The 13,627-nt window shown below is 61.0% G+C and carries 16 protein-coding genes; 5 read left to right on the top strand and 11 right to left on the bottom strand.

Going from position 1 to position 13,627, the window contains the following annotated elements; all coding sequences use genetic code 11:
• Positions 1-50 precede the first annotated feature (50 nt).
• A complete protein-coding gene (locus F6X24_RS04430; protein WP_151086809.1) occupies positions 51-575 on the bottom strand; it encodes an acyl-CoA thioesterase in 525 nt (174 codons plus the stop codon).
• A 127-nt stretch (positions 576-702) separates the two neighbouring features.
• On the opposite strand from F6X24_RS04430, the gene F6X24_RS04425 reads away from it, so the two are divergent.
• From F6X24_RS04425 to F6X24_RS04415, 3 genes are all read left to right on the top strand, one after another.
• A complete protein-coding gene (locus tag F6X24_RS04425; protein ID WP_151086808.1) occupies positions 703-2,697 on the top strand; it encodes a GMC family oxidoreductase in 1,995 nt (664 codons plus the stop codon).
• A 224-nt stretch (positions 2,698-2,921) separates the two neighbouring features.
• Positions 2,922-3,278, top strand: coding sequence for a hypothetical protein (locus F6X24_RS04420; RefSeq protein WP_151086807.1), 357 nt, complete (start codon positions 2,922-2,924; stop codon positions 3,276-3,278).
• A 55-nt stretch (positions 3,279-3,333) separates the two neighbouring features.
• The gene (locus F6X24_RS04415; RefSeq protein WP_151086806.1) at positions 3,334-3,747 is read left to right on the top strand and encodes a hypothetical protein; all 414 of its coding nucleotides are present in this window, start codon (positions 3,334-3,336) and stop codon (positions 3,745-3,747) included.
• An 11-nt stretch (positions 3,748-3,758) separates the two neighbouring features.
• Here F6X24_RS04415 and F6X24_RS04410 read toward each other — a convergent pair whose 3' ends face one another.
• The 5 genes from F6X24_RS04410 to F6X24_RS04390 form a co-directional block, all read right to left on the bottom strand.
• Positions 3,759-4,439 carry a hypothetical protein gene (locus tag F6X24_RS04410; RefSeq protein WP_151086805.1) on the bottom strand — a complete coding sequence of 227 codons (681 nt, stop codon included), beginning with the start codon at positions 4,437-4,439 and terminating at the stop codon, positions 3,759-3,761.
• A 41-nt stretch (positions 4,440-4,480) separates the two neighbouring features.
• Complete coding sequence (locus F6X24_RS04405; RefSeq protein ID WP_151086804.1) at positions 4,481-5,269, bottom strand: SDR family oxidoreductase; 789 nt, start codon at positions 5,267-5,269, stop codon at positions 4,481-4,483.
• 66 nt (positions 5,270-5,335) lie between these two features.
• The gene (locus tag F6X24_RS04400; protein ID WP_151086803.1) at positions 5,336-6,802 is read right to left on the bottom strand and encodes an aldehyde dehydrogenase family protein; all 1,467 of its coding nucleotides are present in this window, start codon (positions 6,800-6,802) and stop codon (positions 5,336-5,338) included.
• 150 nt (positions 6,803-6,952) lie between these two features.
• Entirely contained in the window at positions 6,953-7,630 is a 678-nt protein-coding gene (locus F6X24_RS04395; RefSeq protein WP_151086802.1) for a hypothetical protein, read from the bottom strand.
• 125 nt (positions 7,631-7,755) lie between these two features.
• On the bottom strand, positions 7,756-8,625 hold the full coding sequence (locus F6X24_RS04390) for an SDR family oxidoreductase (RefSeq protein ID WP_151086801.1): 870 nt from the start codon (positions 8,623-8,625) through the stop codon (positions 7,756-7,758).
• A 119-nt stretch (positions 8,626-8,744) separates the two neighbouring features.
• Here F6X24_RS04390 and F6X24_RS04385 point away from each other — a divergent pair, with 119 nt between their 5' ends.
• Together F6X24_RS04385 and F6X24_RS04380 are read left to right on the top strand one after the other, a co-directional pair.
• A complete protein-coding gene (locus tag F6X24_RS04385; protein WP_229725350.1) occupies positions 8,745-9,359 on the top strand; it encodes a pseudouridine synthase in 615 nt (204 codons plus the stop codon).
• A gap of 112 nt (positions 9,360-9,471) precedes the next feature.
• Positions 9,472-9,930: a cold-shock protein gene (locus tag F6X24_RS04380; protein ID WP_151086800.1), complete on the top strand. Its 459-nt coding sequence runs from the start codon at positions 9,472-9,474 to the stop codon at positions 9,928-9,930.
• A gap of 175 nt (positions 9,931-10,105) precedes the next feature.
• On the opposite strand, the gene F6X24_RS18870 is transcribed toward F6X24_RS04380, so the two are convergent.
• The 5 genes from F6X24_RS18870 to F6X24_RS04365 form a co-directional block, all read right to left on the bottom strand.
• Entirely contained in the window at positions 10,106-10,249 is a 144-nt protein-coding gene (locus F6X24_RS18870) for a hypothetical protein (RefSeq protein ID WP_191906457.1), read from the bottom strand.
• Between the two features lie 67 nt (positions 10,250-10,316).
• Positions 10,317-10,622: a transposase gene (locus tag F6X24_RS19395; RefSeq protein WP_394349936.1), complete on the bottom strand. Its 306-nt coding sequence runs from the start codon at positions 10,620-10,622 to the stop codon at positions 10,317-10,319.
• A 107-nt stretch (positions 10,623-10,729) separates the two neighbouring features.
• Positions 10,730-11,107 (bottom strand): transposase, encoded by a 378-nt coding sequence (locus F6X24_RS19075; protein WP_229725348.1) that lies wholly within the window; start codon positions 11,105-11,107, stop codon positions 10,730-10,732.
• Positions 11,108-11,548: 441 nt separating this feature from the next.
• A complete protein-coding gene (lpdA, locus tag F6X24_RS04370; RefSeq protein WP_151086799.1) occupies positions 11,549-12,955 on the bottom strand; it encodes a dihydrolipoyl dehydrogenase in 1,407 nt (468 codons plus the stop codon).
• Between the two features lie 111 nt (positions 12,956-13,066).
• Complete coding sequence (locus F6X24_RS04365; protein ID WP_151086798.1) at positions 13,067-13,585, bottom strand: DUF4126 family protein; 519 nt, start codon at positions 13,583-13,585, stop codon at positions 13,067-13,069.
• Between the last annotated feature and the right edge of the window lie 42 nt (positions 13,586-13,627).

The following is a 13,627-nucleotide window of genomic DNA, read 5'->3' as shown; positions in this document are numbered from 1 at the left end:
GCCCGGCTCTACGCGGGGCTTTCGCCCTGGGTTGCTATGGCCGGGCTTACTTAGTCGGACTGGCCGGCGGCGCGGCGGGCCTTTTTCAGCTCCTGGCGCACGGCCTTTACCCGGTCGTCGAAGCCATCGGGGTCGTAGTCGATGCCCGGCACATCAAGCTCATCGAGCAACTCCATGAGGGCATCGGCGTGGTCGGTGCGGGTGCCGGCGGGCAGCTTCACAAACGTCATCTCCGACCACAGCAAAGCCAGCAGGCGGTGGCCATCGGAGGTGCGCATCTGCATCTCTACCACCAGATTAGAATTATCGAAATGAATAAGCTGGGTCAGGATGCGCACCACCGTGCCCTGCTGCGCTGGCTTCAGGTAGCTGATATGGTGCTTGGTAACTACCCAGGCGGCCTGCTGCTCACGGGCCAGGCCACCCATGTTCAGGGCGTAGTGCTCGGCCACCTGGTCTTCGCGGGCATTGAGAAAATAGTCGAGGTAGCGGGCATTATTGAGATGCCCCAGCATATCACAGTCCTGAAAATGAATGCGGTGCCGGGTTTCGGGAGTGCGGAGCAAAGTAGCCATGCCGCAAAGGTCGGGCTGCTATCGGCATAGCCTTCCAAATTACTCGGCACGCCTACTACTTACGGCAAAAGCTGCTTATCTTTTCCGCCGCATTCTCTGCCCGTAGCCTCGCTTATCCTGCCCGCCAATGTTTACGCTCACGCCTGCCCGCGCCGCCACGCTGCGCGCCGTAGCCGACACCTTTATTCCGGCCGGCCCTGGGGCCGACGGCCCGCCGCCCGGCTCGGCGCTGGTAGACCTCGCCAAGCTGACGGCCGCCATCGGGGCGCAGCCCCTGGGCGCGCAGGCTGAGTTTGGACAACTGCTTGATTTACTGGACCAGCCCGTGGCAGGCCTTACGTGGTGGGGACCGCTGCGGCCCTTCCGGACGCTGAGCCTGACGCAGCGCGAGCAGTTGCTGCAAAGCTGGGCCGCCTCACGCCTGCCGCTGCTGCGCAAAGGATTTCACGCGTTGCGCAAGCTCTGCACGTTTTTATACTACGGCGGTAGTCCGGCCGATGGCTCGCTCAACCCGGCCTGGGCGGCGCTGGGTTACCCCGGCCCGGCGCTGCCGCCCGACAGCGGCCCGCCCGTGCTGCCTGAGCGCCCGCTTAAGCCCCTGGGCCCTACCGTCGATACGACTTACGACTGCGATGTGCTGGTGATTGGGTCCGGGGCCGGGGGAGGCGTGGTGGCCGGCGAGTTGGCCCAGGCCGGCCACGAGGTACTGGTACTGGAAGCCGGCCCCTACTACCACGGGCGCGACTTTACGCAGCGCGAAGTGGATATGCTGGGCAGCCTCTACGACAGCCGGGGCGCCCTCACCACCCGCGATGGCAGCGTGGGTATTCTGGCCGGGGCCTGCCTGGGTGGCGGCACCACCGTAAACTGGGCCGGCGCGTTTCGCACCCCCGACTACGTGCTCGAAGAATGGGCCACTGAGCACACGGCCCCGCAGTTCGTCAGCTTTGAGTTTGCCCAAAGTCTTGATGCCGTGGCCCAGGCGCTGAGCGTGAATACCGACTACCCGCGCCACAATGCCCAGAATCAGGCGCTTCTCGATGGCTCGGCCCGGCTGGGGCAGACTACCAGACTTATTCCGCGCAATGAAAAGGGCGTCGATGACTCGGAGGCGCACTTCAAGGCCCTGGGCTACTCCACCCTGGGCGATGCCTACGGCCTCAAGCAAGGCACGCTGAACACCTACCTGCGCACGGCCGCCGAGCACGGCGCCCGCCTGCTGCCCGATACGCGGGTAGAGCGGGTAACCATCGTGGCAGGCCGGGCTACCGGCGCCGAAGCCATTCATACTGCGGCCGATGGCCGGCCAGTGCGCATTACGGTGCGGGCCCGGCGGGTAGTGGTGGCGGGCGGGGCCATTCAGACGCCCGCGCTGCTGCTGCGCTCGGGGCTGCGGCACCCCCACCTGGGGCAGCACTTGCACCTGCACCCTACGGTGGCGGTAGCCGCGCACTACGCGCAGGCCATGCACTCGTGGCACGGCCCGAGCATGAGCGTGGTCAACGATACCTTTACGCGGCTGCACGGCACCAACTTCGGCGTTAAGCTCGAAACGCCGCCCACGCATCCGGGCCTGCTGGCAATGGTGCTGCCCTGGCAGAGCGGCGCGCAGCACCGCCAGATGATGAGCGCTGCCGACCACCTGGGCTCCTTCATCGTGCTCACCCGCGACCGCGACGGCGGGCGGGTGCGCATCGACAAGCAGGGCAAGCCACTCATTGATTATCAACTATCGGCCTTCGACCGCAGCAATATGCTGACCGGGGTGCAAGCCGCTGCCGAAATCCACGTGGCCGCCGGGGCACACACTATTTATCTGCCCCACGGCACCCTGCCTACGCTGCACGCCACCGCGGGCCTGCTCCACAACCCGGAGCTGCTGGCCCAGCTGCCCAGGCTGAGCTGGCAGCCCAATAGGTTCGGACTATATAGCGCCCACCAGATGAGCACCTGCCGCCTCGGCGGGCAGGCAGCCACGCACCCGCTGCGGCCCACCGGCGAAACGGTTGAGGTGCAAGGCTTGTACGTGGCCGATGGCTCGGCCTTTCCGGCGTGCAGCGGGGTTAACCCAATGCTCACCATTATGGCGCTAGCGCACTACACCGCGCAGGGTCTGAAATAAGGCGCTATTTTGGGCTGAAACCGCCTTCCAGGCAATGTACGAAGCTTGTCGTATATATTACGAAACATTTCGTACATACTTCGCCTTTCTTTTTGCAGCTATTGAGGCGGTTTAGGAAGACTATTTGTGAGCGGACTGCCGGTTTTTCATGGGCCTCCTTAATAGTTTCATTATCAGATTGGTGTAACAGTAGCGAACTGCTGTCACCCCGCACTTTCTTCCTTATGAGAGCTTACACCTACTTTACTCAGGGCCAGCTGCTTTTGCCGACGCTCGTAGCCCTGCTGGTTTTTGGTAGTTGTGGTGGTGGGGTGCACGGTTTTCTACAAGGCATGGGCGAGCGTCGCCGGGCCCGGCTGCATAGCATATTGGTGCAGGAGCACATGCGCCGCGAAGCAGTCCGCAAGCTCGCCGGCCGGCCACGGCGTGAAGCCCTCCGGCAAGCCGAGCAGGCGAGTGAGGCGCGGCTCGACAGCCTGTTGCCTTCCAGCTATGAACAGCGCAAGCTGCAGCACCGCTTCGGCAAAATAAAGCGCCAGCTGCGGCATCACTGGTCACCGCCAGCCGCTGCCCGACCTTAAGCACTCGTTTTGCGTACTGAAGGCCATGCCCCATCTGCCGGCAGGCTTTCGCACTATGTATTCTTTTTCCGCGCTGCGGCCGTTGCTGGCCATTATCCTGCTGGCCACCGCCAGCTGCGCTATCTTTCACCGCCACCACGATACCCCGGCCGCCGTAACCGAGCCCGTACGCACGACCGACTCGCCCACGCCGCCCACGGCCGCCCGCGACCTTGCCGACGCCATGACGACCGTGCTGCACCTGCGCCCCGATCAGACTACCAAAGTGCGCCAGGTATTGGCCGCCACCGTGGAGCAGGTGAATGCCGCCCGCAAGCAGTACCCGGCCCAGTCGCCCCAGCTTAATGCTGCCCTGGCTCACATCAATGCGTCGTCCGACAAGCAGCTGCGCCAGATTCTCGGCCCGGCGACATATCAGCAGCTTAAAGCCAAGCAGCCGCAGATTCAGGCTGAGATGCTGCATCATTAGGTAGTTGTCTACTACTCTTCTTTACGCAGATAGTCTCCTTTCATCAACCACAGGCCGGCGTAGCTATTTACCTGGCGTGTAGCTGAGCCAGGACCAGGGTTGAGAGTAAAAATTAGTCGGGCTGTCGCGCGTTTCAATTGTAGAATACTTGGCGGCAACGCACGGATACGTAAGCTATCGCAATTGAACATCTGCCAATAAAGCTGTCGGCCCACCACACCTATGCGCTCTACCTCCCAGCGCCCCGAATCGGCGGGAGCACTTAGGTAGTACCAGCCCCGGTAGCGACGCAGGTGAACGGCTTTAGCCCCGCTCAGCTGCACTAACGTATCGTGTGCTGTCCAGCGCAGGTGGCAAGAGTCAGAAGTCAGGGCCAGTATTTGAAAATGCTCGCCGTTATGCCCAATGGCTAGGCCCTCCCGCCGGGGCAGCCCCAGCGAATCCAGCCTGGCAGCCGGTATTCCAACTGTCATTGAGGCATGTCTGATTATCTGTTTATTAGATATAAAAATTGCATAGGCCGTATCTTCGGCTAACACGTAGCGCCCTTGGTGGCGAGGCAAAAAACCTGCCGCGTCGGCCTCGTTGGCCGGAAAAGGCCGGGCGAAATTCACTTCCACGGGGTTCTCATCGCAGCCAGTGAGCAGGGCTAGCAGGAGCAAGCAGTAAATGGGTTTAAGTAGCGCTTCCATACGCTTTCATACCACCTGCTTCCTTATGTAACCCACCCTCCCTACCGCACCCGCGCCCTGGGCAGCAGCTTCTCAAAAGCGCTTGGCAGCCAGCGCTTTATCACCACTCCGTAGGTTTCGCGGCCGCCGATATTGATTTCGCTTACACCTTGCCTGATGGCTCGCACGGCGCGACGGGCAAACTCAGCCGGGGCCATGCCGCCGGCCGTAGCCGCGTCCATGGTACCCAGGGGCTCGCCGTTGCCGGCCAGCGCATTTACCGACACGCTGGTATGGATAAAGCCGGGGCAGATAATGGTAATCGTGATGCCCGTGCCGGCCAGTTCGGCGCGCAGTGAGTCGAAAAAGCCATGCAGCGCGTGCTTGGAAGCCGCGTAGGCACTCCGGTAAGGCGTACCAAATTTGCCCACCAGGCTACTGATAACCACCACTTGCCCAGAATTTTGTGTCAGTAGCCGGGGCAAGGCCGCTTTGGTAAGGCCCACGGTGCCAAAATAGTTAACTTCCATCAGGCGGCGGTCTACGGCCAGGGTAGTTTCCAGGGCCAGCGCCCGCTGGCTAATGCCCCCCGCGTGCACCAGCACATCGAGCCGGCCGTAATGAGCCCACACCGTTGCCACCGCAGCTTCAAAAACCGCGGGCTCACTAAGGTCGAGGGGTAGCACCAGCACTTCGGCCGGGGCACAGGCGGCCTGCACGCGGCGTAGCTCCGCCTCCTTGCGGGCCGAAAGCACCAGCCGGGCACCCTGCCCCGCCAGGTCCATGGCTATGGCCTCACCGATACCCGATGAAGCGCCCGTTATCCAAACTACCTGCTTAGCAAAACTCATAAGGCAAGATACCGGCGGCCCGCGCAAGTAACGCCGGCAGGCCGCAGCTGCCTCGGCGTAGTCGATTTATAAATACCTGAGCAGCAGTCCCAACAATTGCCGCACCCGCGAAGTATAGGGCGGGTAAAACTGCTTGATGCCCGTGAAGCCCACGCGCTGCCGCAATACGGCTTTTTCGTTGCTGAACGCCAGAAACCCTGCGTGCCCGTGCGCTTTACCCAGGCCACTGTTGCCGACGCCGCCAAACGGCAAATCGGGGTGGGCGAGCTGGATAATTGTCTCATTTACTGCTGCTCCCCCGGCCGCGATGCTATCAAGCAGGTAGCGGCGGTTGGGGCCGCTGGTCGTGAATACGTACTGCGCCAGTGGCGGCAGCCGGGCGTTGACATACGCAGCCGCTTCGGCCAGGCTACGAAAGGTGAGCATGGGCAGCAGCGGCCCAAATATCTCCTCTTCCAGAATGGCCGCGCCGGCTGGCACATCGGTAAGAATAGTAGGCTCGATGTAGCACTCGCGTTCGTCTACGCTGCCGCCCTGGGCCACGGTGGCCCCGCGGGTTTCGGCATCTTCGAGCAGCGCGGCCAGGCGGGCAAAATGATGGGCATTGACGATGCGGGCAAACGACTTCGAGGCTTTCACAGCTTCGTTATCAGGGCCATAGTAGCGCCTGATAACCTGCTGCATCTCATACAATAACTTAGCCTGCACATTTTCCTGCACCAGCAGGTAGTCGGGGGCCACGCAGGTCTGGCCGGCATTGAGAAACTTCCCCCAGACTATTTTTTCGGCCGCATCACGCAGGTTGGCGGTTTCATCCACAATGGCCGGGCTTTTGCCGCCCAGCTCCAGCGTTACGCCGCTCAGATGCTCGGCGGCGGCGCGCATCACAATCTTCCCAATCTGCGGCGAGCCGGTAAAGAAAATATGATTCCAGGGCAGGCGCAGCAGCTCGGTAGCTACTTCCTTGCCGCCTTCCAGCACCAGCACCTCGTTGGGCGGAAACAACTCTTCGCACAGCCGGCGCAGCAGCGCCGAGGTGGCGGGCGTTTGCTCGGCAGGCTTGATTACTACCGCGTTGCCGGCCGCGATGGCCGACACCAGCGGGTCGATAGCCAGGTAAAACGGATAGTTCCAAGGCGCAATAATGAGCACTACGCCCTTGGGCTCGACCTGCACCCAGCCCCGCGTACCCAACAAGGCCATGGGCGTGCCCACGGCCTGCGGAGCCAGCCATTTTTTCAGCTGCTGGCTGGTATGCCGGGCCTCCGTCAGCGAAGGCCAGATTTCGGTAAGGTCGGCTTCCTCCGGCGGCTTTTTAAAGTCCGAATATAAGGAATTCTGAATATCCTGACGATGAGTCAGCAGCCAGTCGGCCAGCCGGCCCAGGCGCTGGCGGCGAGCGCTTACATCGGCGGCCCGCAAAGCAGGGGCCTGCGCCCGCAAGGCGGCAAACTCCGCGGCAAACCGATTGGGTGCCGACTCAGCCTGCTCAGAAGCAAACGCGTTGGTAGTCAGGGTGCCAGCAGACATCATACCCAAGCCGGCTACGGGCCCTGGCCCGGCAGTGGGCCCGGCCGGCCGGAAAGCTGAAAGGTACGTACCCAGGCTGTCCGCCGCAAGCCACGCGCATACAAAAGCCCGCCTCCGTCAGGAAGCGGGCTTTTACATAGCAAAGCGTTTAGCTTACAGAATGCTTTTCTTCACCGTGCGGTGACCATTCTTGTCGATGATAATCTTGGTGCCATTGGCTTCCTTGATTTTCACCGAGCCATCGCCGTGGCGCTTGATTTTGGCGCCGTTCTCGTACTTCACCTTGTGGCTATCGTCTTTGTTCTCCACCTTTTTCACTCCCGAGCCCTGGCCCACGCTGGTATGCACCACGGGGCGGGCAGTAGTGGTTGTGGTGGTAGTAGTGGTGGCGGTAGTAGTGTAAGGACCAGCGTAATAGTTGCCCTGGTTGTCGGTGTACGTGCGGTAGGCAGTGGGGTCGGTTACCACGGTTTTTACCTCGGTAGTGGTACGGTCGTTGGCAGCTTTCACGGCGGCATAGCGGCCCGTGGTGTCGGCAGTGTAGCGGCTGTCAATGTCGCGCAGGGCACGGCCCCGGTTGTAATAAATCTGCTGCAAGCGGGCTTTGGCGGCCGCATCGCTCGTGCGCAGGTCGGCCGCTACCCGGTCGGCCAGCTGGTCGGCGCTGGCGCGGTAGGCAGTGGTGTCAACGGTAGTTGTCGTGGTGGTCGTGGTTTGGGTGGCGCTACCAGGCACGGCCGTGGTGTCGGTGGTTTCGGTTTTCTTTTCCTGCGTGCAGGAAGCAAAGGCGAAAGAAGCGGCCGCAGCCAGTAAAAGAAGGTTGGAGTTCATTAGTTTAGCACGAAATACAGTGCGGTTTTTTCAGCACCTGGCACCTCATACGCGCTCCTGGGAAACGATGTTGCCAGCTCTTATACAAAGCGCTGGCAATCAAACATCGGGCAGTTCCAGGCTGCTTACCCGTTTACCACTGAGCCACCGTTGGGGTGCAGCGTCTGGCCCGAAAAGTAAGAGGCATCTTCCGACGCCAGAAATACATAGGCGGGGGCTACTTCGGAAGGCTGGCCGGCGCGCCCCATCGGCACGTCGTGGCCAAACATCGGCAGCTTGAGCAGCCCCGCACCCGTTACGAACGGCGTCCAGATAGGCCCCGGCGCGACCGAGTTTACCCGTATGCCCTTCTTGATGAGCTGCAGCGACAAGGCCCGCGTGAAGCCTTCGATAGCGCCCTTGGTGGAGGTATAGTCCAGAAGCTGCTCGTTGCCTTTGTAGGCATTCACCGAAGTAGTATTGATGATGGCCGCGCCCTCCTTCAGATGCTTGAGCGCGGCCCGCGTAGTGCGGAACATGGCAATGATGTTGAGGTTGAAAATGCTGTCCAGCTCATCATCCGTAATTTCTTCGAGCGAGTCGTGCCAGTTTTGCTCGGCGGCATTATTGACCAATATATCCAATTTGCCATATTCGGTTACGGTCCGCGTCACTACTTCGTCGCAAAAAGCGGGCTGCTTGAGATTGCCGGGCAGCAGCAGGCAGCGGCGGCCTTCGGCCTGCACCAGCTGCTGGGTTTTTTCAGCATCCTGCTGCTCGCCAGGCGTGTACACGATAGCCACGTCGGCTCCTTCGCGAGCAAAATGCACCGCCACGGCCCGCCCGATACCCGAGTCGCCCCCCGTGATGAGCGCCGCTTTGCCCAGTAGCTTGTCGGCGCCCTTATAACCAGCCCGAATATGCTCGGGCTCGGGCGTCATCTTGTATTCGAGGCCGGGATGACCAGCCCCGGCATCCTGGTGCTGGGGCGGAAATAGTGAGGGCTTGTCAGACATGCTATACCTAAGCGCTTTAGTGAAAATTGGCTTAACGGCCGGGCGCTACGCGGGTTACCGGCCAGCCGGACTGTTGGCTAAAAAGCCGGTTCTTTGCGGCGGCCTTTTCCTGCTTACCCGTGTCCGAACTACTGCTGCCTTGCGCTGCCGAGCTGCCCCACCGCCACTTTTTACTGCACAAGCCCTACGGCTACCTCAGCCAGTTTACCAGCGAGTTTGCCAAGGAAGTAAAAAAGAAGCACTTTTTGGGCGAGCTGGGCGACTTTCCGCCCGGCACCATGGCCATCGGCCGGCTCGACGAAGACAGCGAGGGGCTGCTGCTGCTCACCACCGACGGCCGCGTGAGCGAGCAGGTGCGCAGCCGCCACATCGAGAAAGAATACTACGCTCAAGTTGATGGCCAGCTCACGCCCGAAGCCCTGGAGCAACTGCGCAACGGCGTCGATATCAGCCTTCACGGGCAGCCTTACCGCACGCTGCCGGGGCAGGCGCGCCTGCTGGCAGCCAGCCCCGACCTGCCGCCGCGTGCCCGGCGCATCCGCGACGACCGCCACGGCCCCACCAGCTGGGTGAGTATTGTTCTTACCGAAGGCAAGTACCGGCAGGTACGCAAAATGACCGCCGCCGTAGGCTTCCCAACGCTGCGGCTGGTGCGCGTGCGGGTAGGCGAAACCCTGCTCGGCGACCTTGCGCCGGGCGCCAGCCGGGAGGTTGCGGGTTTTTTCAAAAATTAACGAGTAATTTCGGGACTTATTCCGGTGCGAGGTGGTTCTAACATAGTCTGTTGCTCCCTATATTGGCAGTAGTTTCATGCCGCCCAGCAACCGAAATCCTCATTACCCCCCTATGGCCAGAGCGCAAGAAAGTTTCAGTAAGAAAGAAAACGAGAAGAAGCGGCAGAAAAAGCAGCAGGAAAAGGCTGAGCGCCGCGAAGAGCGCCAGGCCAACAAGAAGGACTCGAGCCTCGAAGAGATGTTTGCCTACGTGGACGAAAACGGCAATATTACCTCGACCCCGCCCGACCCGACCCGTAAAAAGAAGGAAATCAACGTGGAGGACATTCTGGTGAATGTGCCCAAGCAGGAAGACCGCGAGCCGGAAGACGTTGTCCGCACCGGCACCGTCACGTTCTTCAACAACTCGAAGGGCTACGGCTTTATCAAGGACGCAGCGAGCCAGGAAAGCATTTTTGTGCACGCCAACGCCCTCAACGGCTTGCAGCTGCTGGAAGGCAACAAAGTAACGTTTGAGGTGGAGCCCGGCCAGAAAGGCCCGACCGCCGTGCGCGTAAAAATGAGCGCCTAAACACTCCTGCGCCTAGACTACCTACTAAAAAGCGGCCCCGATTCTTAAGAATCGGGGCCGCTTTTTAGTAGGTGGCAACTCGTTAACGGAGTTACTAGCCCGGCGAGGCAAATACGAGTCAATACATATGATATTCCATATGTTATAAGCGCGCCTGGCCGGTATCAGCAACGCTTTAGCCTGCTTCCGCCTCTTCGCCCAGCGAAGTCAGGTTGTGCTCGGCTACTTCCACATCATCGGCCGTAACAGCGGCTTTGCCTTTACTCAGCTGCTTCACCAGGTAGCTGATGCCCAGTGCCCCGAGGGCGACTCCGGTCACAATTTTTTGGGTAATAGACCAGGGTATTCGCCAGGCAAGCCCAGAAGGTTGCCGGCCGGGCTTATTCTTAACATGGACTAGGGCGTACGGACAATAGTCCACACCAGCAAAGGGCGGCAAAGAAATGCACGAAGCCGAGGAAGCTAACGGCAGTCTTTTCATACCGGGTGGCCAAGCGTGGGAAGTTCTTGAGGCGGCCGAAAAAACGTTCTACCCGATTGCGCTGCCGGTAGCGCACCCGGTCGATGAGGCGGCAGCACAAGCGGCTTTTCTGGCTGGGAATCACGACCTCGGCCCCCAGTTGTTCGACCTGCGCGACCACCGCATTCGTGTCGTAGCCTTTGTCAGCCAGCACGTAGCGCGGCTTAGGCACGGCCGCCAGCAACTCCGCCGCCCGTTTACAGTCGGCCTGCTGGCCGCCGCCCTACAGCAGGGCGTGCGGCCGGCCGTGCTCGTCCACGGCCGCGTGCAACTTGGGGCTCAGCCCGCCGCGACTGCGGCCGAGCGCCTCGTCGCCGGTGCGCTTTTTTTTACCTGACCAGCCGCGCGTTGGTGCGCGCGTACGATGGTCGAGTCCAGCAGCACGGCTTCGAGTTCTGTACCGCGCACGGCCGCAAACAAGCGCTGCCAGGCACCTTTCTGCGCCCAACGCAACGCACGTTTACGCACCGAGTCGTGCTTGCCGAAGCGCTCGGGCAGCACTGGCCAGGTGCCGCCATGGCGCATGACCCAGAGCACCGCGTTCAGAAACAGTCGGTTATCGTGCGCCGTGCAGCCCACGTCGCCGGCTTTGGCCGGCAAATGAGGGGCAAACTTCTTCCACGCGGTGTCACTTAATTCGGCTCCAGTTAATCCCATTCCTTAAAGATAATTGTCCGTAGGTCCTAGTAAAACAAACGTGGCCGATAGAGCCCTTCTACCAGGCAAAACCGACTAAAATGGGTTGTTGAATAAATGTCTTTTTTTTTGTCCCATTTGGCGTTGAGGCTATCCCGCTCGGCCGTAGTCAATCGCCAAGATGCCAGCGAATCTGGACCAGTGCGGTACATCACTTTCTGCATAGGCAGACCAGTTTTTTCGGGCGGCGCGTCGGACACTGCTGCCTGCGCTGGCGCAACAGCAGTAGCTTTTGTCGCCGGCCTGTCGGCTGGACGACTAGCCTTAGCTGCCGCAACGACTTGCTCTACTTAATATAGGCCGGGTGCGTTCGCAAGCCAACAGCGAAAGTAATACGGCCGCCCCCACAAGGAAGCGGCCGTATCGAGCAGAGTCAGGAAGCCACATAATGCTTCTAAGCCATTACATGTGAATCGCCCGGTTTTCCGTAGCGGCCAGGCACGCTTCTTTCATGGCCTCGGCGTAGGTGGGGTGCGAGTGGCTCATGCGGGCCACGTCCTCGGCGGAGGCGCGGAACTCCATGGCGGTCACGGCTTCGGCGATGAGGTCGGCGATGCGCGGGCCAATCATGTGGACGCCCAGGATTTCGTCGGTGGTTTTGTCGGCCAGCACCTTCACGAAGCCGTCGGTGTCGCCGCTGGCGCGGGCCCGGCCGCTGGCTTTGAAGGGGAAAGAGCCCACTTTGTAGGCCTTACCCTGCTCCTTAAGCTGCTCTTCGGTGTAGCCTACGCCGGCCACCTCGGGCCAGGTGTATACCACGCCGGGGATGAGAAGGTAGTTGATGTGCGGCTTCTGGCCCACGATGGTTTCGGCCACGAATACGCCTTCTTCCTCGGCCTTGTGAGCCAGCATAGCCCCGCGCACTACATCGCCAATAGCATATATTCCGGGCACATTGGTCTGTAAATGCTCATCGACCTTGATGCGGCCGCGCTCTTCCATCTGCACGCCGGCAGCTTCGAGGTTGAGGCCGGCAGTGTAGGGCACGCGGCCCACGGCCACCAGGCAATAGTCGCCCTCAAACTTTACCTCCTCCCCTTTCGGATTGAGGGCCGTCACGGTCACGCTGTCGCCGTCGCGGGTGGCGCCGGTTACCTTGTGGCTCAGGAAAAACTCGATGCCGATTTTGCCCAGCACGCGCTTCAGCTCCTTGCCCAGGCCGCGGTCCATGGTCGGGATGAGCGAATCCATGAACTCGACTACCGAGACTTTCGCGCCGAGGCGGGCGTAGACGGAAGCCATTTCCAGGCCGATTACGCCGCCGCCAATCACTATCATATGCCGGGGCACTTCGCGAATGTTCAGCGCCTCAGTGCTGGTGATGATGCGCTGCTTGTCTTGCTGGATGAACGGCAGCACCGTGGGCTTGGAGCCGGTGGCGATGATAACGTTCTTGGTCTCTATCTGCTGCGCCTCCCCGCCCTGGGTGGGCACGATGCTAAGGTGATTTTTATCGACAAACGAGCCGACGCCCTGTAACACGTCGATTTTGTTCTTCTTCATCAGGTAGGCAATGCCATCGACGTTGGCTTTCACCACGCTGGCCTTGCGGTCAATCATGCGGTTCATGTCCACCGTCAGGTTTTCCAGCCCGATGCCGTGCTCGGCAAACACCGAGTGGGCGTTGTGGTAGTGCTCGCTGGAGTCGAGCAGTGCCTTGCTCGGGATGCAGCCCACGTTGAGGCAGGTGCCGCCCAGCGTGGGGTACTTTTCAATGAGGGCGGTTTTCAGGCCCAGCTGGGCGCAGCGAATGGCGGCCACATACCCGCCCGGCCCCGAGCCGATGACGGTAACGTCGTACTGATTCATACTCACAAAAAAACAGGTAAAATCCGGCCCTGCGGCCAGCCCCGTAAAGATACGCGGGGTAAGAATCGTTCTTACCCAAAGCAGGCTAAACGCCCCCTGCCAGACTGGTATTTATGCCTTTGGCAGCGGGCTCAGCGCTACGCCGCCGGCCAGCACCAGCGCATCTTCTCCCGCCCCGATGGTCGAAGTAGCGATACCGGTTTTCTCACTGAGCCCTTTGCGCAGGTAAAATGTCAGAAAGGTAGCGGCCACGGCACCCAGGCTACCTACCAAGGCACCTTTGAGGGCGCTACCGCCCTGCGCCTTGTACCAGGTAGCTCCTACCAGCGCACCCGAGGCAGCCCGCACCGAAAGCTGCTGCGGCACGATGCGATTTTCGGTAGCAGGCAGCTTATCGCCTACCAGCTCGCCGGCGGTGAGCAGCTTGAGGACGCTGGCTACCCCTGGCTTGGCCAGCAAGCGCAGCGGCGAGCCGGCCAGACCGGGCGCGAGGGCGCGGCGCGACAGGTAATCGGCCAGAAAGGTAGGGCCGCTGGTAGCGCGCGAGCCGGTGATGGCGGCAAAGCCCAGCGCGGGCCAGAATTTGGCCGAACGCGGTGCAGCCGTCGGAGTGGGGCTTTTGGATTTCATAAAAGACTGAATCGGTCAATGGATTTGGTTTTTAACGCAAAG

It is taken from the genome of Hymenobacter baengnokdamensis (genome assembly GCF_008728635.1).
GTDB classification, from domain to species: domain Bacteria; phylum Bacteroidota; class Bacteroidia; order Cytophagales; family Hymenobacteraceae; genus Hymenobacter; species Hymenobacter baengnokdamensis.
The sequence above is the reverse complement of the archived record's forward strand: the minus strand, read 5'-3'. Positions and strand labels throughout refer to the sequence as shown.